The organism is Klebsiella sp. CN_Kp075, assembly GCF_040065055.2.
In the GTDB taxonomy this organism is placed as follows: domain Bacteria; phylum Pseudomonadota; class Gammaproteobacteria; order Enterobacterales; family Enterobacteriaceae; genus Klebsiella; species Klebsiella aerogenes.
On record NZ_CM198050.1, the window covers coordinates 4,594,559 to 4,617,282 of the forward strand.

At 61.1% G+C, this 22,724-nt stretch carries 22 protein-coding genes; 16 read left to right on the forward strand and 6 right to left on the reverse strand.

The features are described from left to right. Positions 1 to 25 precede the first annotated feature (25 nt). Positions 26 to 1,246 (forward strand): amino acid deaminase, encoded by a 1,221-nt coding sequence (locus ABLV78_RS21895; RefSeq protein WP_047043868.1) that lies wholly within the window; start codon positions 26 to 28, stop codon positions 1,244 to 1,246. 137 nt (positions 1,247 to 1,383) lie between these two features. Here ABLV78_RS21895 and ABLV78_RS21900 read toward each other — a convergent pair whose 3' ends face one another. From ABLV78_RS21900 to ABLV78_RS21920, 5 genes are all read right to left on the reverse strand, one after another. Further along, positions 1,384 to 2,400 (reverse strand): Ldh family oxidoreductase, encoded by a 1,017-nt coding sequence (locus ABLV78_RS21900; RefSeq protein WP_088389919.1) that lies wholly within the window; start codon positions 2,398 to 2,400, stop codon positions 1,384 to 1,386. A gap of 11 nt (positions 2,401 to 2,411) precedes the next feature. Further along, positions 2,412 to 4,013: an APC family permease gene (locus tag ABLV78_RS21905; protein WP_047043864.1), complete on the reverse strand. Its 1,602-nt coding sequence runs from the start codon at positions 4,011 to 4,013 to the stop codon at positions 2,412 to 2,414. Between the two features lie 15 nt (positions 4,014 to 4,028). Next, positions 4,029 to 5,633 carry an aldehyde dehydrogenase (NADP(+)) gene (locus ABLV78_RS21910; protein ID WP_047043863.1) on the reverse strand — a complete coding sequence of 535 codons (1,605 nt, stop codon included), beginning with the start codon at positions 5,631 to 5,633 and terminating at the stop codon, positions 4,029 to 4,031. Positions 5,634 to 5,647: 14 nt separating this feature from the next. Then, positions 5,648 to 6,568, reverse strand: a complete 921-nt coding sequence (locus tag ABLV78_RS21915) for a dihydrodipicolinate synthase family protein (protein WP_008807565.1) — start codon at positions 6,566 to 6,568, stop codon at positions 5,648 to 5,650. Between the two features lie 151 nt (positions 6,569 to 6,719). Next, the gene (locus tag ABLV78_RS21920; protein WP_047043859.1) at positions 6,720 to 7,544 is read right to left on the reverse strand and encodes an AraC family transcriptional regulator; all 825 of its coding nucleotides are present in this window, start codon (positions 7,542 to 7,544) and stop codon (positions 6,720 to 6,722) included. Between the two features lie 310 nt (positions 7,545 to 7,854). Between ABLV78_RS21920 and ABLV78_RS21925 the strand changes: the two genes are divergently transcribed. From ABLV78_RS21925 to ABLV78_RS21940, 4 genes are read left to right on the forward strand one after another with little or no spacing between them, the layout of a single operon-like run. After that, entirely contained in the window at positions 7,855 to 8,802 is a 948-nt protein-coding gene (locus tag ABLV78_RS21925) for a 4-hydroxyproline epimerase (protein WP_047043857.1), read from the forward strand. Then, positions 8,799 to 9,908 carry an NAD(P)/FAD-dependent oxidoreductase gene (locus ABLV78_RS21930; RefSeq protein WP_047043855.1) on the forward strand — a complete coding sequence of 370 codons (1,110 nt, stop codon included), beginning with the start codon at positions 8,799 to 8,801 and terminating at the stop codon, positions 9,906 to 9,908. The genes ABLV78_RS21925 and ABLV78_RS21930 overlap by 4 nt, the downstream gene beginning before the upstream one ends. Beyond that, complete coding sequence (locus ABLV78_RS21935) at positions 9,905 to 10,168, forward strand: (2Fe-2S)-binding protein (protein ID WP_047043853.1); 264 nt, start codon at positions 9,905 to 9,907, stop codon at positions 10,166 to 10,168. The genes ABLV78_RS21930 and ABLV78_RS21935 overlap by 4 nt, the downstream gene beginning before the upstream one ends. Continuing rightward, the gene (locus ABLV78_RS21940; RefSeq protein WP_047043851.1) at positions 10,149 to 11,411 is read left to right on the forward strand and encodes an NAD(P)/FAD-dependent oxidoreductase; all 1,263 of its coding nucleotides are present in this window, start codon (positions 10,149 to 10,151) and stop codon (positions 11,409 to 11,411) included. The genes ABLV78_RS21935 and ABLV78_RS21940 overlap by 20 nt, the downstream gene beginning before the upstream one ends. Before the next feature lie 3 nt (positions 11,412 to 11,414). Here ABLV78_RS21940 and hpaR read toward each other — a convergent pair whose 3' ends face one another. Continuing rightward, positions 11,415 to 11,855 carry a homoprotocatechuate degradation operon regulator HpaR gene (gene hpaR, locus ABLV78_RS21945; RefSeq protein WP_045395485.1) on the reverse strand — a complete coding sequence of 147 codons (441 nt, stop codon included), beginning with the start codon at positions 11,853 to 11,855 and terminating at the stop codon, positions 11,415 to 11,417. A gap of 287 nt (positions 11,856 to 12,142) precedes the next feature. On the opposite strand from hpaR, the gene ABLV78_RS21950 reads away from it, so the two are divergent. The 11 genes from ABLV78_RS21950 (at position 12,143) to ABLV78_RS22000 (ending at position 22,568) form a co-directional block, all read left to right on the forward strand. After that, positions 12,143 to 12,775: a fumarylacetoacetate hydrolase family protein gene (locus ABLV78_RS21950; RefSeq protein WP_047043849.1), complete on the forward strand. Its 633-nt coding sequence runs from the start codon at positions 12,143 to 12,145 to the stop codon at positions 12,773 to 12,775. Further along, a complete protein-coding gene (locus ABLV78_RS21955; protein WP_009485356.1) occupies positions 12,772 to 13,536 on the forward strand; it encodes a fumarylacetoacetate hydrolase family protein in 765 nt (254 codons plus the stop codon). Before ABLV78_RS21950 ends, ABLV78_RS21955 begins: the two co-directional genes overlap by 4 nt. Next, positions 13,533 to 14,999 (forward strand): 5-carboxymethyl-2-hydroxymuconate semialdehyde dehydrogenase, encoded by a 1,467-nt coding sequence (gene hpaE, locus ABLV78_RS21960; RefSeq protein WP_009485357.1) that lies wholly within the window; start codon positions 13,533 to 13,535, stop codon positions 14,997 to 14,999. The genes ABLV78_RS21955 and hpaE overlap by 4 nt, the downstream gene beginning before the upstream one ends. Before the next feature lies 1 nt (position 15,000). Beyond that, the gene (gene hpaD, locus ABLV78_RS21965; protein ID WP_009485358.1) at positions 15,001 to 15,858 is read left to right on the forward strand and encodes a 3,4-dihydroxyphenylacetate 2,3-dioxygenase; all 858 of its coding nucleotides are present in this window, start codon (positions 15,001 to 15,003) and stop codon (positions 15,856 to 15,858) included. A 9-nt stretch (positions 15,859 to 15,867) separates the two neighbouring features. Then, a complete protein-coding gene (locus ABLV78_RS21970) occupies positions 15,868 to 16,248 on the forward strand; it encodes a 5-carboxymethyl-2-hydroxymuconate Delta-isomerase (protein ID WP_015368431.1) in 381 nt (126 codons plus the stop codon). Positions 16,249 to 16,356: 108 nt separating this feature from the next. Then, the gene (hpaH, locus tag ABLV78_RS21975) at positions 16,357 to 17,160 is read left to right on the forward strand and encodes a 2-oxo-hept-4-ene-1,7-dioate hydratase (protein ID WP_002887487.1); all 804 of its coding nucleotides are present in this window, start codon (positions 16,357 to 16,359) and stop codon (positions 17,158 to 17,160) included. Positions 17,161 to 17,170: 10 nt separating this feature from the next. Then, positions 17,171 to 17,968, forward strand: coding sequence for a 4-hydroxy-2-oxoheptanedioate aldolase (gene hpaI / locus ABLV78_RS21980; protein WP_047037808.1), 798 nt, complete (start codon positions 17,171 to 17,173; stop codon positions 17,966 to 17,968). A gap of 21 nt (positions 17,969 to 17,989) precedes the next feature. Then, a complete protein-coding gene (hpaX, locus tag ABLV78_RS21985) occupies positions 17,990 to 19,348 on the forward strand; it encodes a 4-hydroxyphenylacetate permease (RefSeq protein WP_045395483.1) in 1,359 nt (452 codons plus the stop codon). 9 nt (positions 19,349 to 19,357) lie between these two features. Beyond that, positions 19,358 to 20,248 (forward strand): 4-hydroxyphenylacetate catabolism regulatory protein HpaA, encoded by an 891-nt coding sequence (gene hpaA, locus ABLV78_RS21990; RefSeq protein WP_004182836.1) that lies wholly within the window; start codon positions 19,358 to 19,360, stop codon positions 20,246 to 20,248. Positions 20,249 to 20,473: 225 nt separating this feature from the next. Then, positions 20,474 to 22,036, forward strand: coding sequence for a 4-hydroxyphenylacetate 3-monooxygenase, oxygenase component (gene hpaB, locus ABLV78_RS21995; protein WP_002887473.1), 1,563 nt, complete (start codon positions 20,474 to 20,476; stop codon positions 22,034 to 22,036). 19 nt (positions 22,037 to 22,055) lie between these two features. Further along, positions 22,056 to 22,568 (forward strand): 4-hydroxyphenylacetate 3-monooxygenase reductase subunit, encoded by a 513-nt coding sequence (locus ABLV78_RS22000; protein ID WP_002887467.1) that lies wholly within the window; start codon positions 22,056 to 22,058, stop codon positions 22,566 to 22,568. Positions 22,569 to 22,724 lie beyond the last annotated feature (156 nt).

Below are 22,724 nucleotides of genomic sequence, written 5' to 3' on the forward strand. Positions count from 1 at the left end.
TTATAAACCCTGAAAGGATAGTGTTATGAAATACCATTCAGCACCGCTCATCCCGCACAAATCCGCCCTCATGTCCGCGCCGGCTAATCTGCTGGCGGAAGAGGTCTGTCTGCCCGCCGCGCTGTTAAAAAAGTCGGCGCTGGAAAACAATATTTCATGGATGCAGCGCTATGCCGACGCCCGCGGCGTGTCGCTGGCGCCGCATGGTAAAACGACAATGACGCCATGGATATTTCAGGCGCAGCAGCGAGCGGGAGCGTGGGGGATCGGCGTGGGTAGCGCCTGGCAGGCCAGCGCGGCGATGGCCAGCGGCATCCAACGCATCCTGATGGTCAATCAACTGGTCGGCAAGGCCAATATGCAGGTGGTCGCGCAGCTAAAAGCCCACTATCGGGCAGTGGATTTTATCTGTTGCGTCGATAGCGAGGCCAATGTGCGCGCCCTCTCCGAGTTCTTCGCCGCCCAGGGGCAAACGCTGGATGTGCTGATTGAACTTGGCGTGCCGGGCGGGCGCTGCGGCTGTCGTAGCGTCGATGACGCGCTGGCGCTGGCGCAGCGGGTAAGCGACCTGCCGGGGTTACGGCTACGCGGACTGGAATTGTATGAAGGAGTGCTGCACGGCGACGATCCGCAGCCGCAGGTAGAGGCGCTGTTACAGCAGGCCGCGGCGCTTGCCTGCCGCATGGAGCCGCTGGTTGACGGCGAATTTATTCTCACCGGCGCGGGCACAGTCTGGTATGACGTGGTGTGCAACATCTGGCTGGCGGCGGCAAAACCGCGCCGCTGCCGTATCGTTATTCGCCCTGGCTGTTATATCACCCACGATCGCGGGATCTACGATCTCGCACAACAAGAGCTGATCGCCCGCGATCCGATTGCCTGCGATCTCGCCGGCGATCTCACTTCAGCGCTGGAGCTGATGGCGATGGTGCAATCGGTGCCGGAGGCGGATCGCGCGGTGGTGAATTTCGGCAAGCGCGACTGCGCTTTCGACGCCGGGCTGCCGCAGCCGATCGCCCATTATCGTAACGGCCTCCAGTTAGCGCTGCGCGCGGAGTCGATCGTCAGCACCGGCATCATGGACCAGCACTGCATGCTGCGCCTGGCGCCGGGCAGCGATGTGCAGGTCGGCGATATTCTGCTGTTCGGCACCTCGCACCCGTGTCTGACCTTTGATAAGTGGAAGACGTTGCTGCTGGTCGATGACGACTACAACGTGCTGGACGAGCTCGACACGCTGTTTTGACCGGCATCCCGGGTGGCGGCGCTTCGCGCCTTACCCGGGCTACGCCGGCATGTGATTTGTAGGCCCGCGCAAGCGCAGCGCCGCCGGGCAATAACCGCGGGTAAAGAGCCAATTTCGCGCCGGGTGGCGGCTGCGCCTTACCCGCCCTGGCGCAAGGCGCAAATCTCATCATGCAATGAACGGCTGATGACTACCCCCTGCCGCTCACTCTGCTGGCGGCAGGCGAAACGCCGCTCGCCCGGCAGCCGCGCGCCCTGAACCTGCATCGCATTGAACAGCGTTTCGGCGCGCTCCAGCTGCTCTTGTGCCTGCGCGCCGAGAAAGCGCTGCGGATCCAGCGCCAGGATAAGCTCGCCGCCGTAGGGGAGACCGCCCGCGCCGTTATCCCACGCCAGCGATTCGGCGCTGGTCATATCGCCGATAAGCGGTCCGGCCAGCAGCTCGACCATTGCCGCCAGCGCCGAGCCCTTATGGCCGCCGAAGGTTAACATCGCGCCGTTCAGCACCTCCGCGGCATCGGTCGTCGGCTGTCCCTGACTGTCGATTCCCCACCCTTGCGGCAGCGCTTTGCCGGCGCGCTGATGCAGCTGGATCTCGCCGCGCGCCGCGGCGCTGGTCGCCATATCAACAATAAACGGCAGCTTATCCCGCCGCGGCCAGCCAAAGGCGATAGGGTTGGTGCCGAACAGCGGACGCGTGCCGCCCGCTGGGGCGACCCAGGCGTGGCTTGGCGTGCAGGCCAGCCCCACCAGCCCTGCCTCGGTCAACGGCTCAATATCGGCAAACAGCGCGGAAAAATGGACGCAGCGGTTAATCGCCAACGCCGCAATGCCGCTGTGCCGCGCCTTCTCCAGCAGTAACGGCAGCGCGCGCTCGTAGGCCAGCAGCGAAAAGGCGCCGCCGGCGTCCGCCCGCGCAATCGCCGGCGCCTGATCGTGGATTTGCGGCTCGGCATCAGGCGATACCTTGCCTTTACGCAAGGTATCGACAATGCCCAACAGCCGCCACAGGCCGTGGGAAGCGCAGCCGTCGCGCTCCCCGGCGGCCACATTACGTGCAATGGCCGCCGCGTGGTCGGCGCTAAATCCATTGGCGCTGAGTACCTCCAGCGCCAGGTCATAAGCTTCAGGTAACGATAGAGTTACCGACTCCATACTGTTCTCCTTTACTCTTCTTCGTCTCCGCTAAAGTTAGCCTGCGGCAGGCAGCTGCGCGCGCCCCAGTAGTAAATCCCCAACGACATCGCCGCCACCAGCACCGTATCCCAGGGGTGACCTATGACATTAAGCCCGCCGAAGCTGCCCAGCCAGGAAAAGAGGATAATCAACGCATAAAAAACGATCAGCCACAGCGACGATTTCACCTGCTGCGCCAGGCTCACGGTATGTTCCGGCACCTTACCTTTGCACATCACATAGACGACAAACATCACGATTTGCAGCCCCAACAGCCACGAGAGCGTATTCCAGCCGGACCAGTAGACAATCAGCGCCGAGATCATAAACGATACCGGGCCGATGATGCCGAAGGCGCGCACGCGGAACGGCCGCGGCAGATCCGGCGCGTTGCGGCGCAGCCCGGCGGCGGTTACCGGGGCGATGGCGTAGCTCAGCACCAGGGCAGCCGACACCACGCTAATCAGCTGTTCCCAGGATGGGAACGGCAGCGTCCAGAAAATCGACAGTCCAAAAGTCAGCCATAGCGCCGGGCGCGGAATACCTGACTCTTTATCAATATGGGTAAAGGCTTTAAAGAAGGTACCCGCCTTCGCCCAGCCGTAGATCACCCTCGGCGTCGCGTTCATATAGATATTGCCGGTGCCGCTCGGGGAGATGATCGCATCGCTTATCACCATAAAGGCCAGCCAGCCCATGCCGAGGGTAATGGCGATATCGCGATACGGCAGCGAGAACTGTTTGCTCACCTCGGCCCAGCCGCCGTTCAGCATCTCGGTGGGGATACTGCCAAGGAACGCCAGCTGCAGCAGCACGTAGATAATCGTCGACAGCACCACTGATAAAATCAACGCAATAGGGATAGTCCGCTGCGGCTTTTGTACTTCGCTGGCTACCGAGATAATCGGCGTCAATCCCAGATAAGCGAAGATAATTCCCCCCGCGCTGATCGCCGCTTCTACCCCGGACATGCCGAATGGCGCAATACCCTGAGCGTGCAGGTTCTCCGGTTTAAAGAAGGCGAATAGCGTCACCACCACCAGCAGCGGCACCAGAAACTTGAGCACGCTGATGAAGTTGTTCGATCGGGCGAAGGTCTTGACACTGTAGTAGTTCAGCGCAAAGAAGAAACAGAGCAGCAGGAACTGCACCACCCACCCCAGCAGCGTCGGCGAACTGGAACCCGGCTGGGTCAACGCCGGAAACCAGGCCGCGGCATATTGCCGGGCGGCGACGATTTCAATTGAGATCAGGCTGGAGAAAGCGATCAAGGTGATGAACCCCAGCAGATAGCCCATCAGCTCACCGTGGGAAAAGACCGGGTAGCGAATAATGCCGCCGGCGCGGGGCAGCGCCGCCCCCAGTTCGCAGTAGACAATCCCCAACAGCAATACCGCAAAGCCGCCGATCACCCACGACGCGATCCCGGCCGGACCGGCGATGGAGGCCACGTGGCTGGCGGCGAATAACCATCCGGAGCCGAAAATCGCGCCCAGGCCGATAAACGTGAGATCCGTTAGGGTCAGCTGTTTTTTAAACTTACCCGACTCTGCAACGCGGGTTTGACTGTTATGCGTAGAGTGAATGGTCATGGTGATGCCCTTGCGTCAATGAGAGGAGGAAATCGCTTCCCGGGTCCACTGGCCGTTGACCAGGCGCAGCAGGTTCAAAGGGTTCGCATCCTGCAGCGCCGGCGGTAACAGGGCGGCGGGCGCGTTCTGCAGACAGACCGGGCGCAGAAAGCGTTCAATCGCCCGGCTGCCGACCGAAGTCCCGCGTGCGTCGGTGGTCGCCGGCCACGGGCCGCCGTGGACCATCGCATCGCACACTTCCACGCCGGTGGGATAACCGTTAAACAGCACCCGTCCGGCCTTCTCACAAAGCAGCGGTAGAAGGCTCGCCGCCAGCGGGCCATCATCCGCCTCGGCATGCAGCGTCGCGGTGAGCTGACCCTGCAGCGCTTTCACCACCGCCTGCAGCTGGGCCACGTCGTCCACTTCCACCAGTAGCGATAACGGGCCGAAAACTTCGGTCTGCAGCAGCGTATCCTGCGCCAGCAGATCCTCGACCTGAGCCTGCCACAGCAGGGTCTGCGCCTGCCCGGCGCCGGCGGAGATGCCGCTCGCCAACTTCTCGATACGCGGGTGCGCCGCAAGCGCCGCCACGCCCTGACGGTAGTGCTGAAGGGTCGGCGCATTGAGCAACACCTGCGGCGTGGAGCCCGCTACCGCCGCGCACAGCGCCGACTTAAAGCGTTCCAGCCCGGCGCCGCGCAGCGCCAGAATCAGCCCCGGACGGGTACAGAACTGGCCACCGCCGAGGGTGAATGACGCCACCAGCTCGTTTGCCAGCGCCTCGGCCCGCGTCTGCAGCGCCTGCGGCAGAATAATCAATGGGTTAATCGCCGACATTTCAGCAAACAGCGGAATTGGCTGCGGTCGCTGCTGCGCCAGCTGATACAGCGCCTTACCGCCGGCCAACGAACCGGTAAAGCCAACGGCCTGAATCGCCGGATGACGGACCAATTCGGCGCCGATATCGGTCCCGAAAATCATATTGAATACGCCGCCGGGTAAACCGCACCGCACCACCGCCCGGACGATCGCTTCAGCGGTCAGCTCGGCGGTGGCCATATGGCCCGGATGGGCCTTCACCACTACCGGGCAGCCAGCCGCCAGCGCCGAGGCGGTATCGCCGCCGGCGGTGGAAAAGGCCAACGGAAAGTTGCTGGCGCCAAACACCGCCACCGGCCCTAACGCCTGCTGATACTGGCGCAGGTCCGGTCGCGGCAGCGGCTGACGGTTGGCTAAGGCGGTATCAATACGGGCGGCGAAGGTATCGCCGCGCTGGATCACGCCAGCAAACATTCTCAGCTGGCCGCTGGTGCGCGCCCGTTCACCCTGCAGCCGCGCCAGCGGCAGCGCGGTCTCCTGCCCGGCGATAGCAAAAAACGCCTCGCCCAGCGCATCCAGTTCATCAGCAATGGCGTTGAGAAAGCGCGCCCGCTGCTGCGGCGTGGTTTGTGAATAGACGGCAAAGGCCTGCTGCGCGGCTTCTGCGGCCTGAGCGGCTTCCTCGCGTGAAGCCGGATAAAAGCGGTGGCCGGTGGCTTCGCCGTCCACCGCCCGCAGGCTCAATAGCGTCGCCTCACCGCTGGCAATGCGGCGTCCGGCAATAAACTGCCGTCCCGCCGTGGTCTGAGATGCATTCATATTGACTCCTGTGCTCAGAGGCCGACATCCGGCAGCGTCGGACGAGTCGCCAGCGCCTGTTCAACGATCGCCACTACCTGCTGGCGCGTTTCGCCTTCCAGCGCCAGACGCGGCGGACGAGTGATCGCGCTGCCGCGACCCAGCAACTCTTCACACAGCTTGATGCACTGCACCAGATCCGGACGCGCATCGAGATGCAGAAGCGGCATGAACCAGCGGTACAGCGCCATCGCCTCTTCGTAACGCTGCTGACGGGCGAGACGGAATAACGTTTCCCCTTCGCGCGGGAAGGCGTTGGACATCCCGGAGATCCAGCCTTCCGCGCCGACGGCGATGCTTTCCACCACCACGTCATCCAGCCCGGCAAACAGCACGAAGCGGTCGCCAACGGTGTTACGCAGGTCGATAAAGCGGCGGGTATCGCCGGAGGAGTCTTTAAAGCAGACGATGTTGTCGCAGTCGGTCAGGGTGGCGAGAATGTCCGGCGTCACGTCGTTTTTGTAAATCGGCGGGTTGTTGTAGACCATAATCGGCAGGTCGGTAGCGCTCGCCACGCTGCGGAAGTGGGCCGCGGTTTCATGCGGTTTTGAGGAGTAGACCAGCGCCGGCATCACCATGATCCCGTCGACGCCGACGCGCTCCGCCTCTTTCGCCATTTTCTGGGCAAAGGCGGTGGTGAACTCGGCCACCCCGGCGATGACCGGAATTTTGCCGCCGGCGGCATCCTTCGCCACCTCGATAATCTGCAGTTTTTCATCGGTGCTCAGCGAGGTGTTTTCACCTACGCTGCCGCACACCACCAGCCCGGAAACGCCATCTTTCACCAGGTTTTTCATCACCGCGTGAGTGGCGTCTAAATCGAGGGAGTAGTCGCTACGAAACTGCGTGCTGACCGCCGGGAATACGCCGCTCCAGTGAATCGCTTTTTTGCTCATGCTCGGTTCCTTGTCGTCATTTTGTTAAGTCAAAGTGAATGAATGGTGAATATTCACTGACAGATTGACGTGTCGCGGAACCGGCGGCTTGTCGGTTTTCCCTCAATACGATGACGAAATTAGCACAGTCGGCAAAAGTGTGAGCCAGCGTTTATCCGAGCAGCGTGAGGCGAAAATCGCGCGGCGTCGAGCCGGTCATCGCCTTGAACTGGCGGCTAAAAGCGCTGTGATCGGTATAGCCGCACTGCAGGGCGATATCGGTAATCGGCGTATCGCCAGCCAGCAGTTCGGTGGCTTTTTCCAGCCGCACTTTGTGGATCATCTGCCGCGGGGTGAGATGAAAGATCCGCTTGCAGTAGCGTTCGATCTGCGCAATCGACATCCCGCTTAAGGCGGTTAACTCTTCCATGGCGATCGGCCGGTGATAGTGGCGGCGGATATGATCGTCGACGATCGCCAGCCGCTGCCATGCCGGATGGCGGGCGTGGGCCTCCTGCAGATCGTGCGAGATCCCGGCCATGCCGATCACCTGGCCGCTGATATCGCGTAGCGCCAATTTCTGCGTCAGGCACCAGCCGCGCTCGCGGCCATTGTAGAGATGCATTTCCAGCTGATCGCGCAGGGTCACGCCTTCCCGTAGTACCCGAAGATCCTGCTCGGTGTAACCCTGGCCCAGCGCGGAAGGAAAGACATCGGCGGAGGTTTTACCCAGCAGCGAGGAGACGCTTTTGAAACCACAGCGGCGGGCCAGCGTCAGGTTCGCCAACAAATAACGCGCCTGGCGATCTTTGATAAAAAAGACCACATTAGGAATGGCATTGAGCAGGGGTGCAATCAGCGCCAGCGCATTCAGCAGCGCCGGCATATTTTCCGGCCGCTGGCGCGCCAGCCCTTCGCAGATCTGGCTCAGCTCATCGACGGCCAGCTCAGGTTGGTTAACCGCGCGCGGCGCCGCCGCATCAGAAACACCGATCATAAGGCCTCCTCATGGTAAGTGACCGAGGGATATTTATTCACTTTCCGTTAACACCACAAGCAGCAAGCGCTGGATTTGCGATCCTGGATCCGCTTTACGCCTTCCCCTGATTTAGCCACTGGCGCAATGGTCACTTTCGGTTTACCACAGCATTAAACAAATGATTAATAAGAAATAACTATGTGAAATAGAAATATACCGCGCTCAGTACTATGCAGATTTCGTCATTTTCTCTGACGAAAGCGCTCAAGCAGGCCGGGAAAGGTTGCGCCAGCATGATGAAACATGTTGTTAACTTCCGGAGAGTCTGATGACCGCGCCACGCCCCCCTATTACGCTGAGAGCTATCGATTCACATACCGGCGGCGAACCGACCCGCCTGATCGTTGACGGCTTCCCCGACCTCGGCGACGGCAGCATGGCGGAGCGCCGCGACCGCTTCGCCCGCGACTTCGACCATTGGCGTCAGGCGGCCATTCTCGAACCGCGCGGCAATGACGTACTGGTCGGCGCGCTGCTGTGCAAACCGGTCTCGGCGGCGGCTACCGCTGGGGTGATTTTCTTCAACAACGCCGGTTTTCTGAATATGTGCGGCCACGGCACTATCGGGCTTATCGCCTCGCTGGCCTGGCTTGGGCGTATCAAGCCCGGCGTACATCTGATTGAAACGCCGGTCGGCGACGTAAGCGCCACGTTGCACGACGATGGCAGCGTATCGGTGCAAAACGTCCCGGCCCGTCGCTGGAAAAAACAGATCCGCGTTGAAACCGCGCTGGGTCCCGTCATCGGCGATATTGCCTGGGGCGGCAACTGGTTTTTCCTGATTAACGACCACCCGTTCGCCATTACCCCCGAACAAATTCCACAGCTCACCGACTACGCCTGGGCAGTGCGCGAGGGGCTGGAAGCCGCGGGGATCCGCGGCGACGACGGCGGCGTTATCGACCATATCGAACTCTTCGCCGATGACGATACCGCCGACAGCCGCAGCTTCGTACTCTGCCCGGGAAAGGCCTGGGATCGCTCGCCGTGCGGTACCGGCACCAGCGCCAAGCTGGCCTGTCTGGCGCAGGATGGCAAGCTGCAGCCAGGGGAAATATGGCGTCAGGCCAGCATCATCGGCAGCCAGTTTACCGCCAGCTACCAGCGCACCGCTGAAGGCATCATCCCAACGATCCGCGGCGAAGCCTGGGTCTGCGGCGATAACCAATTGATCCTCACCCCTGACGATCCCTTCTGCTGGGGGATCGCGCCGTGAAGCAGAGCGATGTCATCGTGATCGGCGCCGGGATCATCGGCGCCGCCTGCGCGTGGCAGCTGGCGAAGCGGGGGCAGAGCGTGACGCTTATCGATAACGGTCAGCCCGGCGCCACGGCGGCCGGTATGGGCCATCTGGTGTGCATGGATGATGACCCCGCCGAGCTTGCCTTGTCGGCGTGGTCGCTGGAACGCTGGCGCGCTATCACGCCGCGGATGCCCGACAATTGCGCCTGGCGCGGCTGCGGTACGCTGTGGCTGGCGGAAAGCGAAGAAGAGATGGCCGTCGCCGACGAAAAACAGCGGCGGATGGCCGGCCATCAGGTGCACAGCGAACTCCAGACTCCACAGCAGATCGCCGGGCGCGAGCCGCTGCTGCGCGGCGGGCTGGCCGGCGGGCTGTGGGTGCCGGGCGATGGCATCGTCTACGCGCCGAACGTCGCCCGCTGGTTGATTACCGATGCCGGAGACCATCTTACCTGCCTGCGCGACAGCGTACAGACGATTGAAGAGCCACAGGTGCTGCTCGCCAGCGGCCAACGGCTACAGGCACGGGCGATCGTGGTGGCCTGCGGCCTTGAAGCCAATGTGCTGTTAGCGGAAAACTGGCTGAGACCGAAAAAAGGCCAACTGGCGATTACCGATCGCTACGGGCCGCGGGTGCATCACCAGCTGGTTGAGCTGGGTTACGGCGCCAGCGCCCACGGCGGCGGCACCTCGGTGGCGTTTAATCTTCAGCCGCGACCGACCGGCCAGCTGCTGATTGGCTCTTCGCGTCAGTTTGATAACCGCGAGCGCGAGTTGGATCTGCCCCTGCTGGCGCAGATGCTCGATCGCGCCCGCCACTTCGTGCCGGCGCTGGCGACGTTGAATATTATCCGCTGCTGGAGCGGTCTGCGCGCCGCCTCGCAGGATGGCAACCCGCTGATCGGCCCGCACCCCGCTCGCCGTGGCGTATGGTTAGCGCTGGGCCATGAAGGGCTGGGCGTCACCACCGCTCCGGCCACGGCCGAACTGCTGGCGACGCAGATCCTCGATGAACGCTGCCCATTGGCGCCCGACGCCTGGCTCCCGGCTCGTTTGTGTCAACAGGAGGCGATTGCATGAAGGCCACTCTCAACATCACCGTCGATGGCCTGCCTCTGACGGTGCCGGAAGGGATCAGCGTGGCGGCGGCGCTGGCGTTGACCGGCGACCCCACCACCCGCCAGGCGGTTAACGGCGAGCTCCGCGCGCCGTTTTGCGGCATGGGCGTCTGCCAGGAGTGCCGGATCGCCGTCGATGGCCGTCGGGTGCTGGCCTGCCAGACCCTGTGCCGGGCCGGTATGCAAATAGAAAGGAGCCGCGATGAACACGCTGCGCTGTGACATTTTAATCCTCGGCGCCGGCCCCGCCGGCATGGCGGCCGCGCTCTCCGCCGCCGCCTGCGATAAACAGGTCATCATCCTCGACGATAACCCCGCCCCTGGCGGACAAATCTGGCGCGCGGGTCCGCAGGCGACGCTGCCCGCCCTGGCCCGGCGCTACCGCGACGCCATCGCCGCGTCTGCCGCCATCCGGGTAGTGAACGGCGCGCGGCTGATTGCCCGCCCCTCCTCGCACAGCGTGCTGTTTGAAACCGCCGACGGCGGCGGCGTGGTTTACTGGCAGAAACTGATCCTCTGCTGCGGCGCGCGCGAGCTGTCGCTGCCCTTTCCCGGCTGGACCTTACCCGGCGTGACCGGCGCGGGCGGCCTACAGGCGCAAATCAAACATGGGCTGTCGCTGAAAGGTGAAAAGGTGGTGATTGCCGGCAGCGGTCCGCTACTGCTGGCGGTGGCGGATACGGTGAACAAGGCCGGAGGCGAAGTGACGAATATCATTGAGCAAGCGCCGCTCCCGGCGCTGCTGCGCTTCGCCAGCGGGCTGTGGCGCTGGCCGCACAAGCTGCGCCAGTTAGCGACGCTGGCCCCGAAAGGCTATCTTAGCGGCGCGCAGGCGATCCGCGCTCACGGCACAACGCGGCTGGAAGCCGTTACGCTTCGCCAGCGCGGCATCGAGCGGACTATCGCCTGCGATCGGCTGGCTATCGGCTACGGGCTGATACCCAATATCGAGACGGCGCTGCTGTTCGGCTGCGCCACGGCGCAGGAGGCGATACAGGTTAACCGCTGGCAGCAGACCAGCATCGAGGATATCTACGCCGCCGGCGAGTGCACCGGTTTCGGCGGTAGCGAACTGGCGCTGGCGGAGGGTGAAATCGCCGGTTTTGCCGCCGCCGGGGCCAGCCGTCAAGCGCAGGCGTTATTTGCCCGTCGCGCCCGCTGGCAGCGTTTCGCCGCAGCAATCAACCGTACCTTCCGGCTGAGGGAGTCCTTGAAAAACGCCGCAACGCCGGAGAGCCTGCTGTGCCGCTGCGAAGATGTGCGCTGCGGCGATGTTGACACCGCCGGGGGCTGGCCGCAGGCCAAACTCACCCAGCGCTGCGGAATGGGTGCCTGTCAGGGGCGCACCTGCGCCGCCAGCGCCCGCTGGTTGTACGGCTGGCCGCTGCCGCAGCCGAGAGAACCGCTGGCCCCCGCCCGCGCGGAAACGCTTATTGCCCTCGCCCGGCCGAGCGCCGAGCCGTAACCGCTACTCTTCTTCATCACCGCGCGCGGCAGGGACGCCAAGCGCAATAAACTCCTCCAACAGCGTGGTCAGCTGGCGCATCTTTTCCGCCGTAAACTGCGCTTCTATCTGCCGGTAGGCCTCTTCCACCTGCGCCTGGGCGCTCTCATACAGCGCCAGCCCGGCGGGCGTTAACGACAGGTAGAGCTTGCGCTGATCGTTGACCGGTTTTAAGCGCAGCACTAAACCGTCGCGTTCCATGCGCGTCAAAATCCCGGTCAGGCTGGGGCGCAAAATGCAGGCGCGCCAGGCCAGGTCGTGAAAATCCATCGATGGGTTTTCCGCAAGGATACGCACAATACGCCACTGCTGTTCGGTCAGGTTGTGGCGTTTAACGATCGGCCGGAAATGGCCCATCGCCGCTTCTCGCGCCTGCAGCAGCGCAATGGTTAATGAATCATGCATGGTATCCCCTCAACAACGCTCACCAAAACTTATTAACAATTTAATAATTAGCCCTAATCCTGCCATGGACAACCGGTTTCTGCACCTGAAAAGTACCAGTCGCTATCAAAAATAAATATATATAATTGATATATAAGATATAAATAAAAAACATGTAAATATTGTGTTAATCCGATCACAAAACATTCACTTCTATTTGCCAAACCTTCGCGCAAAGAATAAAAGATGATCATTAACATATTAATGAAATCCCTTCGAATCCGAAATCTGTACCAGAGGAGTGGTGAATGAAAGGTACTATCTTCGCCGTTGCGCTCAATCATCGCAGCCAGCTCGACGCCTGGCGCGAAGCGTTTCAACAGGCCCCCTACAAGACGCCGCCGAAAACCGCGGTCTGGTTCATCAAACCCCGTAATACCGTGATTGGCGATGGCGAAGCCATTCCCTATCCGCAGGGCGAGACCGTACAAAGCGGCGCGACGGTGGCGCTGATTGTCGGCAAAACCGCGCGTAAAGTGGCGGCGGAAGAGGCAGCGAACTATATCGCCGGCTACGCGCTGGCTAACGACGTTAGCCTGCCGGAAGAGAGTTTTTATCGCCCGGCGATCAAGGCCAAATGCCGTGATGGCTTCTGCCCCATCGGCGCGCTGTCGGCGGTGCGCAACGTCGATAACCTGACCATCATCACCGAAATCAACGGCCGCGAGGCGGATAGCTGGCATACCGGCGATCTGCAGCGTAACGCCGCGCAGCTGCTGAGCGCCTTGAGCGAGTTCGCCACCCTCAATCCCGGCGACGCGATCCTTATCGGCACGCCCCACTCCCGCGTCACGCTGCGCCCCGGCGACCGCGTACGTATTCTCGCCGACGGTTTCCCGGCGCTCGAAAACCCGGTTGTCGCAGAAGGAGAGCTGGCATGAAACAGGCACGTATTGAATGGCAGGGACAGGTACGCGACGTGCTGGTCGATGAACGCGACCAGGTGCGCCTGCCCGATGGCACGGTATTGAAAGAAGGCGAATTCCGCTGGCTGCCGCCCGCCGACGGCACGCTGTTCGCGCTGGGGCTCAACTACGCCGACCACGCCAGCGAGCTGGAGTTTAAACCGCCAACCGAACCTTTGGTGTTCATCAAAGCGCCGAACACTTTTATTGGCCACCAGCAGCAGTCGGTACGCCCGGATAACGTCGAATACATGCACTACGAAGCCGAACTGGTGGTGGTGATTGGGAAAACCGCGCGCCGCGTCAGCGAAGCCGAGGCCATGGACTATGTCGCTGGCTATACCGTGTGCAACGACTACGCGATCCGCGACTATCTGGAAAACTACTACCGCCCGAACCTGCGGGTGAAAAGCCGCGACACCCTGACGCCGATCGGCCCGTGGATCGTCGCCAAAGAGGCGATCCCGGATCCGCATAATCTGGCCCTGCGTACCTGGGTCAACGGCGAACTGCGCCAGCAGGGCACCACCGCCGATCTGATCTTCAGCATCCCGTTCCTCATCGCTTATTTAAGCGAATTTATGACCCTGCAACCGGGCGACATGATCGCCACCGGCACGCCGAAAGGGCTATCCGATGTGGTGCCGGGCGATGAGGTGATCGTTGAAGTCGAGGGCGTGGGCCGCCTGGTCAACCATATCATCAGCCAGCAAGCGTATGAGGAGACACTGTCATGAAAAAGATTAACCATTGGATCAACGGTAAAAACGTTGCCGGCGCAGACTATTTTCATACCACCAACCCGGCCACCGGCGAGGTACTGGCTGAAGTCGCCTCCGGCGGCGAAGCCGAAATCAACCAGGCGGTAGCGGCGGCGAAAGAGGCCTTCCCGAAGTGGGCTAACCTGCCGATGAAAGAGCGCGCGCGCCTGATGCGCCGCCTGGGCGATCTGATCGATCAGAACGTCCCGGAGATCGCGGCGATGGAAACCGCCGATACCGGCCTGCCTATCCACCAGACCAAAAACGTGCTGATCCCGCGGGCGTCGCATAACTTCGAATTTTTCGCCGAAGTGTGCCAGCAGATGAACGGCAAGACCTATCCGGTCGACGACAAGATGCTTAACTACACCCTCGTGCAGCCGGTTGGCGTCTGCGCACTGGTGTCGCCGTGGAACGTGCCGTTTATGACCGCCACCTGGAAGGTGGCGCCATGCCTGGCGCTGGGGAATACCGCGGTGCTGAAAATGTCCGAACTGTCGCCGCTGACCGCCGATCGTCTGGGTGAGCTGGCGCTGGAGGCCGGGATCCCGGCAGGCGTGCTCAACGTGGTGCAGGGCTATGGCGCCACCGCTGGCGACGCGCTGGTACGCCATCATGATGTGCGCGCCGTCTCCTTCACCGGCGGCACCGCTACCGGGCGCAACATCATGAAGAACGCCGGTCTGAAAAAGTACTCCATGGAGCTCGGCGGAAAATCGCCGGTGCTGATTTTTGAAGACGCCGATATTGAGCGCGCGCTCGACGCCGCGCTGTTCACTATCTTCTCGATCAACGGCGAACGCTGCACCGCCGGTTCGCGCATTTTCATTCAGCAGAGTATTTATCCGGAGTTCGTTAAGCGTTTCGCCGAGCGCGCCAACCGCCTGCGCGTAGGCGATCCGACCGATCCGAATACCCAGGTCGGCGCGCTGATTAGCAAGCAGCACTGGGAAAAAGTGTCCGGCTACATTCGCCTCGGCATCGAAGAGGGCGCCACCCTGCTGGCCGGCGGCGCGGATAAACCGTCCGACCTGCCGGCGCATCTGAAATCCGGCAACTTCCTACGCCCGACGGTACTGGCGGATGTCGACAACCGCATGCGCGTCGCCCAGGAAGAGATTTTTGGCCCGGTCGCCTGCCTGCTGCCGTTCAAAGACGAAGCGGAAGGGCTGCGTCTGGCCAACGATGTGGAATACGGTCTGGCGTCATACATCTGGACCCAGGACGTCAGCAAAGTGCTGCGCCTGGCGCGCGGTATTGAAGCCGGAATGGTGTTCGTCAACACCCAGAACGTGCGCGACCTGCGTCAGCCGTTCGGCGGCGTGAAGGCCTCCGGCACCGGCCGCGAAGGCGGCGAGTACAGCTTTGAAGTGTTCGCCGAAATGAAGAACGTCTGCATCTCGATGGGCGACCATCCGATCCCGAAATGGGGAGTCTGATATGGGTAAGTTAGCGTTAGCAGCAAAAATCACTCACGTGCCGTCGATGTATCTGTCTGAGCTGCCGGGGAAAAACCACGGCTGCCGTCAGGGCGCGATCGACGGGCATAAAGAAATTGGCAAGCGCTGCCGTGAAATGGGCGTCGATACCATTATCGTGTTCGACACCCACTGGCTGGTCAACAGCGCCTACCACATCAACTGTGCCGACCATTTCCAGGGCGTCTACACCAGTAACGAACTGCCGCATTTCATTCGTGACATGACCTACGACTACGACGGCAACCCGGAGCTTGGCCACCTGATTGCCGACGAGGCCGTCAAGCTTGGCGTACGCGCCAAAGCGCACAATATTCCGAGCCTGAAACTGGAATACGGCACCCTGGTGCCAATGCGCTACATGAATAGCGATAAGCATTTCAAAGTGGTGTCCATTTCCGCCTTCTGTACCGTTCACGATTTTGCCGACAGCCGCAAGCTGGGCGAGGCCATCCTCAAGGCCATCGACAAATATGACGGCACCGTGGCGGTGCTGGCCAGCGGTTCGCTGTCGCATCGCTTTATCGACGACCAGCGCGCCGAAGAGGGCATGAACAGCTATACCCGCGAGTTTGACCATCAGATGGATGAGCGCGTGGTGAAGCTGTGGCGCGAAGGCAAATTCAAAGAGTTCTGCACCATGCTGCCGGAGTACGCCGACTACTGCTACGGCGAAGGCAACATGCACGACACGGTGATGCTGCTCGGCCTGCTGGGTTGGGATAAATACGACGGCAAGGTGGAGTTTATCACCGAGCTATTCGCCAGCTCCGGTACCGGCCAGGTTAACGCCGTGTTCCCGCTGCCGGCGCAGGCGTAAGGAGGCCCCATGCCGCATTTTATCGCCGAGTGTAGCGACAATATCCGCGAACAGGCCGATTTACCGGGGCTGTTCGCCAAAGTCAACGAGGCGCTGGCCGCCACCGGCATCTTTCCGATTGGCGGTATTCGCAGCCGCGCCCACTGGCTGGATACCTGGCAGATGGCCGACGGCAAGCATGATTACGCCTTCGTGCATATGACTCTGAAGATCGGCGCCGGCCGTAGCCTGGAGAGCCGTCAGGAGGTGGGCGAAATGTTGTTCGCGCTGATCAAGGCCCACTTTGCCGCGCTGATGGAGAGCCGTTATCTGGCGCTGTCGTTCGCCATGGAAGAGCTCGACCCGACGCTGAACTACAAACAGAACAACGTGCACGCGTTATTTAAATAATGTGCAAATTGCCCGGTGGCGCTGCGCTTACCGGGCCTACAACGGCCATAAATTTGTAGGCCGGATAAGCGAAGCGCCATCCGGCAATACAATGCCACAGGAATCACTATGCTCGATAAACAGACCCGAACCCTGATTGCCCAGCGGCTGAACCAGGCCGAAAAACAGCGTGAACAGATCCGCGCGATCTCGCTGGATTATCCGTCGATCACCATTGAGGACGCCTACGCCGTCCAGCGCGAATGGGTCGAAATGAAGATCGCCGAAGGCCGCGTGCTCAAAGGCCATAAGATCGGCCTGACCTCTAAAGCGATGCAGGCCAGTTCGCAGATCAGCGAGCCGGACTACGGCGCGCTGCTCGATGATATGTTCTTCCACGACGGCAGCGATATTCCTACCGACCGCTTTATCGTGCCGCGTATCGAAGTCGAGCTGGCTTTCGTGCTGGCCAAACCGCTGCGCGGCCCGAACTGCACGCTGTTTGATGTCTACAACGCCACCGACTACGTTATCCCGGCGCTTGAGCTTATCGACGCGCGTTGCCACAACATCGACCCGGAAACCCAGCGTCCGCGCAAAGTGTTCGACACCATCTCCGATAACGCCGCCAACGCCGGGGTGATCCTCGGCGGCCGGCCGATTAAACCGGATGAGCTCGACCTGCGCTGGATCTCCGCCCTGCTGTATCGCAACGGCGTGATTGAAGAGACCGGCGTCGCCGCGGGCGTGCTTAATCATCCGGCCAACGGCGTGGCCTGGCTGGCCAACAAGCTGGCGCCGTACGATGTCCAGCTCGAAGCCGGGCAGATTATCCTCGGCGGCTCGTTCACCCGCCCGGTCCCGGCGCGCAAGGGCGATACCTTCCACGTCGACTACGGCAACATGGGCGCCATCAGCTGCCGCTTTGTTTGAGGAGAGCAACATGAACAACGCATTTAAAGAGGCGCTCAAGGCCGGGCGTCCGCAAATCGGCCTGTGGCTTGGGCTGTGCAGCAGCTACAGCGCCGAACTGCTGGCCGGCGCGGGCTTCGACTGGCTGCTGATCGACGGCGAACACGCGCCCAACAATGTACAAACGGTGCTGACCCAGCTTCAGGCCATTGCGCCCTACCCCAGCCAGCCGGTGGTGCGTCCGTCGTGGAACGATCCGGTACAAATTAAACAGCTACTGGACGTCGGCGCGCAAACCCTGCTGGTGCCGATGGTGCAGAATGCCGAAGAAGCGCGGCTGGCGGTCAGATCCACTCGCTACCCGCCTGCCGGCATCCGCGGCGTAGGCAGCGCGCTGGCCCGCGCCTCGCGCTGGAATCGCGTCCCGGATTATATCCATCGGGCCAATGACGCTATGTGCGTACTGGTGCAGATTGAGACCCGCGAAGCGCTGAAGAATCTGCCGCAGATCCTTGATGTCGACGGGGTGGACGGCGTGTTTATCGGTCCGGCGGATCTGAGCGCTGATATGGGCCACGGCGGCAACCCACAACACCCGGAAGTGCAGGCCGCCATTGAAGATGCCATCCAGCAAATCCGTCAGGCCGGTAAGGCGCCGGGGATCCTGATGGCCAATGAACAGCTGGCGAAACGCTATCTTGAACTGGGCGCGCTGTTCGTCGCCGTCGGCGTCGATACCACCCTGCTGGCCCGCGGCGCAGAAGCGCTGGCGGCCCGTTTTACCCACACCGCAACCACCACAACCGATAACAATAAATCCGTCTATTGAACGGATAATGTGGAGCGCAACATGACTACCTCTACCCTGCAACACAATGATAATAAAGCCGTTGAAGTAGAAAACCGGGTGATCAAAAAGCTGTTCCGCCGCCTGATTACCTTCCTGTTTGTTCTCTTTGTTTTCTCATTTTTGGACCGAATTAATATCGGCTTCGCCGGCCTGACGATGGGCAAAGATCTCGGCCTGACCTCCACCATGTTCGGCCTGGCGGCGACGCTGTTCTACGTCACCTACGTGCTGTGCGGGATCCCCAGCAATATTATGCTGGCGAAGGTCGGCGCGCGCCGCTGGATCGCCGGGATCATGGTGGTCTGGGGGATCGCCTCGACCTGTACCATGTTCGCCACCAATCCACATACGCTATACATCCTGCGGATGCTGGTCGGCATCGCCGAGGCCGGCTTTCTGCCGGGGATCCTCGTCTATCTGACCTGGTGGTTTCCGGCCTACCATCGCGCCCGCGCCAACGCCCTGTTTATGATCGCCATGCCGGTGACCATGATGCTCGGCTCGATACTTTCCGGCTATATTCTGGCGCTCGACGGCCTGTGGAACCTGAAAGGCTGGCAGTGGCTGTTTCTGCTGGAAGGCCTGCCGTCGGTGGTACTCGGCGTCGTCACCTGGTTCTTCCTCAACGACACGCCGGATAAAGCCAACTGGCTGGACAACGAAGAGAAACAGGCGCTGAAGGCGATGATCGATCGCGAACGGGAACATGCGGCGATCGTCCCGGCCTCGCCGCGCTCCACGCTGCGCGAAGTACTGACGCCGGCGGTGCTGATGTATACCCTCGCCTACTTCTGCCTGACCAATACCCTCAGCGCCATTAATATCTGGACGCCGCAGATCCTGCAGAGCTTTAACACCGGCAGCAGCAACATCATGATTGGCCTGCTGGCGGCGATCCCGCAGTTCTGCACCATTTTCGGCATGATCTGGTGGAGTCGCCGCTCCGACCGCCGCAAAGAGCGCAAGATGCATACCATCCTGCCCTACCTGTTCGCCGCGGCGGGTTGGCTGCTGGCTTCGGCAACCCACCACAGCCTGATCCAACTGATCGGTATTGTTATGGCCTCGGTGGGATCCTTTACCGCGATGGCCATTTTCTGGACCACCCCGGATCGGGTGATCAGCCTGCAATCGCGCGCGGTGGCACTGGCGGTGATCAACGCCATCGGCAACGTCGGCTCTGCCGTCAGCCCGCTGTTGATCGGCATATTGCGCGATACCACCGGCAGCTTTAGCTCCGGGCTGTGGTTTGTCGCCGGGCTGCTGATCGTCGGCGCGCTGGTGCTCACCCGCATTCCGATGAGCCAGCGCGATGATGCCGCCGCCGCGCCGGGCTTAGCGGCGCAAAAAGGCCACTAAGGAGCGGGTATGTGTCAGCATTCAATCGCCAACATTGATATCAATAAAGATTACGACGAGAGCCTGGGTACCGAAGAGGTGCACTATCAGTCGTTTGCCCGTATGGCGGCCTTTTTTGGCCGGGACATGCAGGCGCATCGCCACGACCGCTATTTTCAGATGCACTTTCTTGATACCGGGCAGATTGAGCTGCAGCTTGATGACCATCGCTACTCGGTGCAGGCGCCGCTGTTTGTGATAACGCCGCCTTCGGTGCCGCACGCCTTTATTACCGAGTCCGATAGCGATGGTCACGTGTTGACGGTACACGAAGAACTCATCTGGCCGCTGCTGGAGGTACTTTATCCCGGCACGCGGGAGACCTTCGGCCTGCCGGGGATCTGCCTGTCGCTGGCGGATAAACCCGACGAGCTGGCGGCGCTGGCGCACTACTGGCAGCTGATTCGCCGCGAATCCACCGCTCAGCTGCCGGGGCGCGAGCATACCCTGGCGCTGCTGGCGCAGGCGGTATTTACCCTGCTGCTGCGCAACGCCAGGCTCGACGATCATGCCGCCAGCGGCATGCGCGGCGAGCTGAAATTATTCCAGCGCTTTAACCAGATGATCGACAGCCACTTTCATCAGCACTGGACGGTACCGGATTACGCCAACGAGCTGCATCTAACCGAATCGCGGTTGACCGACATCTGCCGCCGCTTCGCCAACCGCCCGCCGAAGCGGCTGATATTCGACCGCCAGCTACGCGAGGCGAAGCGGCTGCTGCTGTTTTCCGATAGCGCGGTCAATGAGATAGCCTGGCAGCTTGGGTTTAAAGATCCCGCTTATTTTGCGCGCTTTTTTAGCCGCCAGGTCGGCTGCTCGCCAAGCAGTTACCGGGCGCAAAAAGTACCTGTGTCGTAATACCCCGGCGGCGCCGCGCTTGCCGGGGCTACGGTCCATAGGGCGGGTCAGCGCCGCGCCGCCCGCCAAAAGCTGCAGAGATCACAAAATTCACTCCCGCCTGAAAAGTACCCGCCGTTGTCGCAAACGTCCCTTCACGACAAGCGCAATAACCGCTTCAATTAAACAACAAAAACAAAACATATATTTAACATCATTATTCCGATAAATACTGAAGAGGCCCCTATGAAACCTGAAGATTTCCGCGCCGACGCGAAACGCCCGTTAACTGGCGAAGAGTATTTAAAAAGCCTGCAGGATGGCCGCGAAATTTATATCTACGGCGAGCGCGTGAAGGATGTCACCACGCATCCGGCCTTCCGTAATGCCGCGGCTTCTGTCGCTCAGCTGTACGATGCGCTGCACAAACCGGAGATGCAGGATTCCCTGTGCTGGGGCACCGATACCGGTAGCGGCGGCTACACCCATAAATTCTTCCGCGTGGCGAAAAGCGCCGACGATCTGCGCCAGCAGCGCGACGCCATCGCCGAGTGGTCGCGCTTAAGCTACGGCTGGATGGGCCGCACCCCGGACTATAAAGCCGCCTTCGGCTGCGCGCTGGGCGCCAACCCGGCGTTTTACGGCCAGTTCGAGCAGAACGCCCGCAACTGGTACACCCGCATTCAGGAAACCGGCCTGTACTTTAACCACGCTATCGTCAACCCGCCGATCGACCGCCACAAGCCGGCCGATGAAGTGAAGGACGTCTACATCAAGCTGGAAAAAGAGACCGATGCCGGGATCATCGTCAGCGGCGCGAAAGTGGTCGCCACCAACTCGGCGCTGACCCACTACAACATGATCGGCTTCGGCTCCGCGCAGGTGATGGGCGAGAACCCGGACTTCGCGCTGATGTTCGTCGCGCCGATGGATGCCGAAGGCGTCAAGCTTATCTCCCGCGCCTCCTATGAGATGGTCGCCGGTGCGACCGGCTCGCCGTACGACTATCCGCTTTCCAGCCGTTTCGACGAGAACGACGCGATTCTGGTGATGGATAAGGTGCTGATCCCATGGGAGAACGTACTGATTTATCGCGACTTCGACCGCTGCCGCCGCTGGACCATGGAAGGCGGTTTCGCCCGCATGTACCCGCTGCAGGCCTGCGTGCGCCTGGCGGTAAAACTGGACTTTATCACCGCCCTGCTGAAGCGTTCTCTGGAATGTACCGGCACCCTCGAATTCCGCGGCGTGCAGGCCGACCTTGGCGAAGTGGTGGCGTGGCGCAACATGTTCTGGGCGTTAAGCGATTCTATGTGCTCGGAAGCGACGCCGTGGGTCAACGGCGCATGGCTGCCGGATCACGCCGCGCTGCAGACCTATCGCGTGATGGCGCCGATGGCCTACGCCAAGATCAAGAACATCATCGAGCGTAACGTCACCAGCGGCCTGATTTATCTGCCGTCCAGCGCCCGCGATCTGAACAACCCGCAGATCGACCAGTATCTGGCGAAGTACGTGCGCGGCTCCAACGGTATGGATCACGTTGAACGTATCAAGATCCTCAAACTAATGTGGGACGCGATCGGCAGCGAATTCGGCGGCCGTCATGAACTGTATGAAATCAACTACTCCGGTAGCCAGGATGAAATTCGCCTGCAGTGTCTGCGTCAGGCGCAGAGCTCCGGCAATATGGACAAAATGATGGCGATGGTTGACCGCTGCCTGTCCGAGTACGACCAGAACGGCTGGACGGTGCCGCATCTGCACAATAACGCTGATATCAACATGTTGGATAAGCTGCTGAAGTAATTCACAGCGGGAGGTCATAATGCAATTAGATGAACAACGCCTGCGTTTTCGCGATGCCATGGCCAGCCTGTCGGCGGCGGTTAACGTTGTCACCACCGCAGGCGAAGCCGGCCGCTGCGGCATTACCGCCACGGCGGTTTGCTCGGTGACGGATACGCCGCCATCGGTAATGGTTTGTATCAACGCCAACAGCGCGATGAACCCGGTCTTTCAGGGCAACGGCAAGTTGTGCATCAACGTGCTGAACCACGAACAGGAAATCATGGCCCGTCACTTCGCCGGGATGACCGGGGTGACGATGGAAGAGCGGTTTGCCCTCAGCGGCTGGCAGCAGGGCGCGCTCGGGCAGCCGGTGCTGAAAGGCTCGCTGGCCAGCCTCGAAGGCGAGATAAGCCAGGTGCAAACCATTGGTACCCACCTGGTGTATCTGGTGGAAATCCGCAATATTACCCTGAGCCCGCAAGGGCACGGCCTGATTTACTTTAAACGCCGTTTCCATCCGGTGATGATGGAAATGGAAGTCGCGGTGTAATGGCCTCGTCTGCTCCTCTCCGCCCGGGGAGGAGCCTTATCTTTCATGACCATCTTCCCGGTCATAATACCCTGTGATCTCAATCACATATTTATCTCCTGTTCACTTCATAGCCAACCGCTTACCCCAGCTAGCGACCGCTTAACCCCCCATACA

Bases quoted from the DNA above. Each gene is read 5' to 3' on its own strand.
- hpaD (WP_009485358.1), top strand. From the start codon at position 15,001: ATGGGTAAGTTAGCGTTAGCAGCAAAAATCACTCACGTGCCGTCGATG.
- ABLV78_RS21900 (WP_088389919.1), bottom strand. From the start codon at position 2,400: ATGGAGTCGGTAACTCTATCGTTACCTGAAGCTTATGACCTGGCGCTG.
- ABLV78_RS21970 (WP_015368431.1), top strand. From the start codon at position 15,868: ATGCCGCATTTTATCGCCGAGTGTAGCGACAATATCCGCGAACAGGCC.
- ABLV78_RS22000 (WP_002887467.1), top strand. From the start codon at position 22,056: ATGCAATTAGATGAACAACGCCTGCGTTTTCGCGATGCCATGGCCAGC.
- ABLV78_RS21925 (WP_047043857.1), top strand. From the start codon at position 7,855: ATGACCGCGCCACGCCCCCCTATTACGCTGAGAGCTATCGATTCACAT.
- ABLV78_RS21950 (WP_047043849.1), top strand. From the start codon at position 12,143: ATGAAAGGTACTATCTTCGCCGTTGCGCTCAATCATCGCAGCCAGCTC.
- ABLV78_RS21915 (WP_008807565.1), bottom strand. From the start codon at position 6,568: ATGAGCAAAAAAGCGATTCACTGGAGCGGCGTATTCCCGGCGGTCAGC.
- ABLV78_RS21955 (WP_009485356.1), top strand. From the start codon at position 12,772: ATGAAACAGGCACGTATTGAATGGCAGGGACAGGTACGCGACGTGCTG.
- ABLV78_RS21905 (WP_047043864.1), bottom strand. From the start codon at position 4,013: ATGACCATTCACTCTACGCATAACAGTCAAACCCGCGTTGCAGAGTCG.
- hpaB (WP_002887473.1), top strand. From the start codon at position 20,474: ATGAAACCTGAAGATTTCCGCGCCGACGCGAAACGCCCGTTAACTGGC.
- hpaI (WP_047037808.1), top strand. From the start codon at position 17,171: ATGAACAACGCATTTAAAGAGGCGCTCAAGGCCGGGCGTCCGCAAATC.
- ABLV78_RS21940 (WP_047043851.1), top strand. From the start codon at position 10,149: ATGAACACGCTGCGCTGTGACATTTTAATCCTCGGCGCCGGCCCCGCC.
- hpaH (WP_002887487.1), top strand. From the start codon at position 16,357: ATGCTCGATAAACAGACCCGAACCCTGATTGCCCAGCGGCTGAACCAG.
- ABLV78_RS21935 (WP_047043853.1), top strand. From the start codon at position 9,905: ATGAAGGCCACTCTCAACATCACCGTCGATGGCCTGCCTCTGACGGTG.
- ABLV78_RS21910 (WP_047043863.1), bottom strand. From the start codon at position 5,633: ATGAATGCATCTCAGACCACGGCGGGACGGCAGTTTATTGCCGGACGC.
- ABLV78_RS21895 (WP_047043868.1), top strand. From the start codon at position 26: ATGAAATACCATTCAGCACCGCTCATCCCGCACAAATCCGCCCTCATG.
- hpaA (WP_004182836.1), top strand. From the start codon at position 19,358: ATGTGTCAGCATTCAATCGCCAACATTGATATCAATAAAGATTACGAC.
- hpaE (WP_009485357.1), top strand. From the start codon at position 13,533: ATGAAAAAGATTAACCATTGGATCAACGGTAAAAACGTTGCCGGCGCA.
- ABLV78_RS21920 (WP_047043859.1), bottom strand. From the start codon at position 7,544: ATGATCGGTGTTTCTGATGCGGCGGCGCCGCGCGCGGTTAACCAACCT.
- hpaR (WP_045395485.1), bottom strand. From the start codon at position 11,855: ATGCATGATTCATTAACCATTGCGCTGCTGCAGGCGCGAGAAGCGGCG.
- hpaX (WP_045395483.1), top strand. From the start codon at position 17,990: ATGACTACCTCTACCCTGCAACACAATGATAATAAAGCCGTTGAAGTA.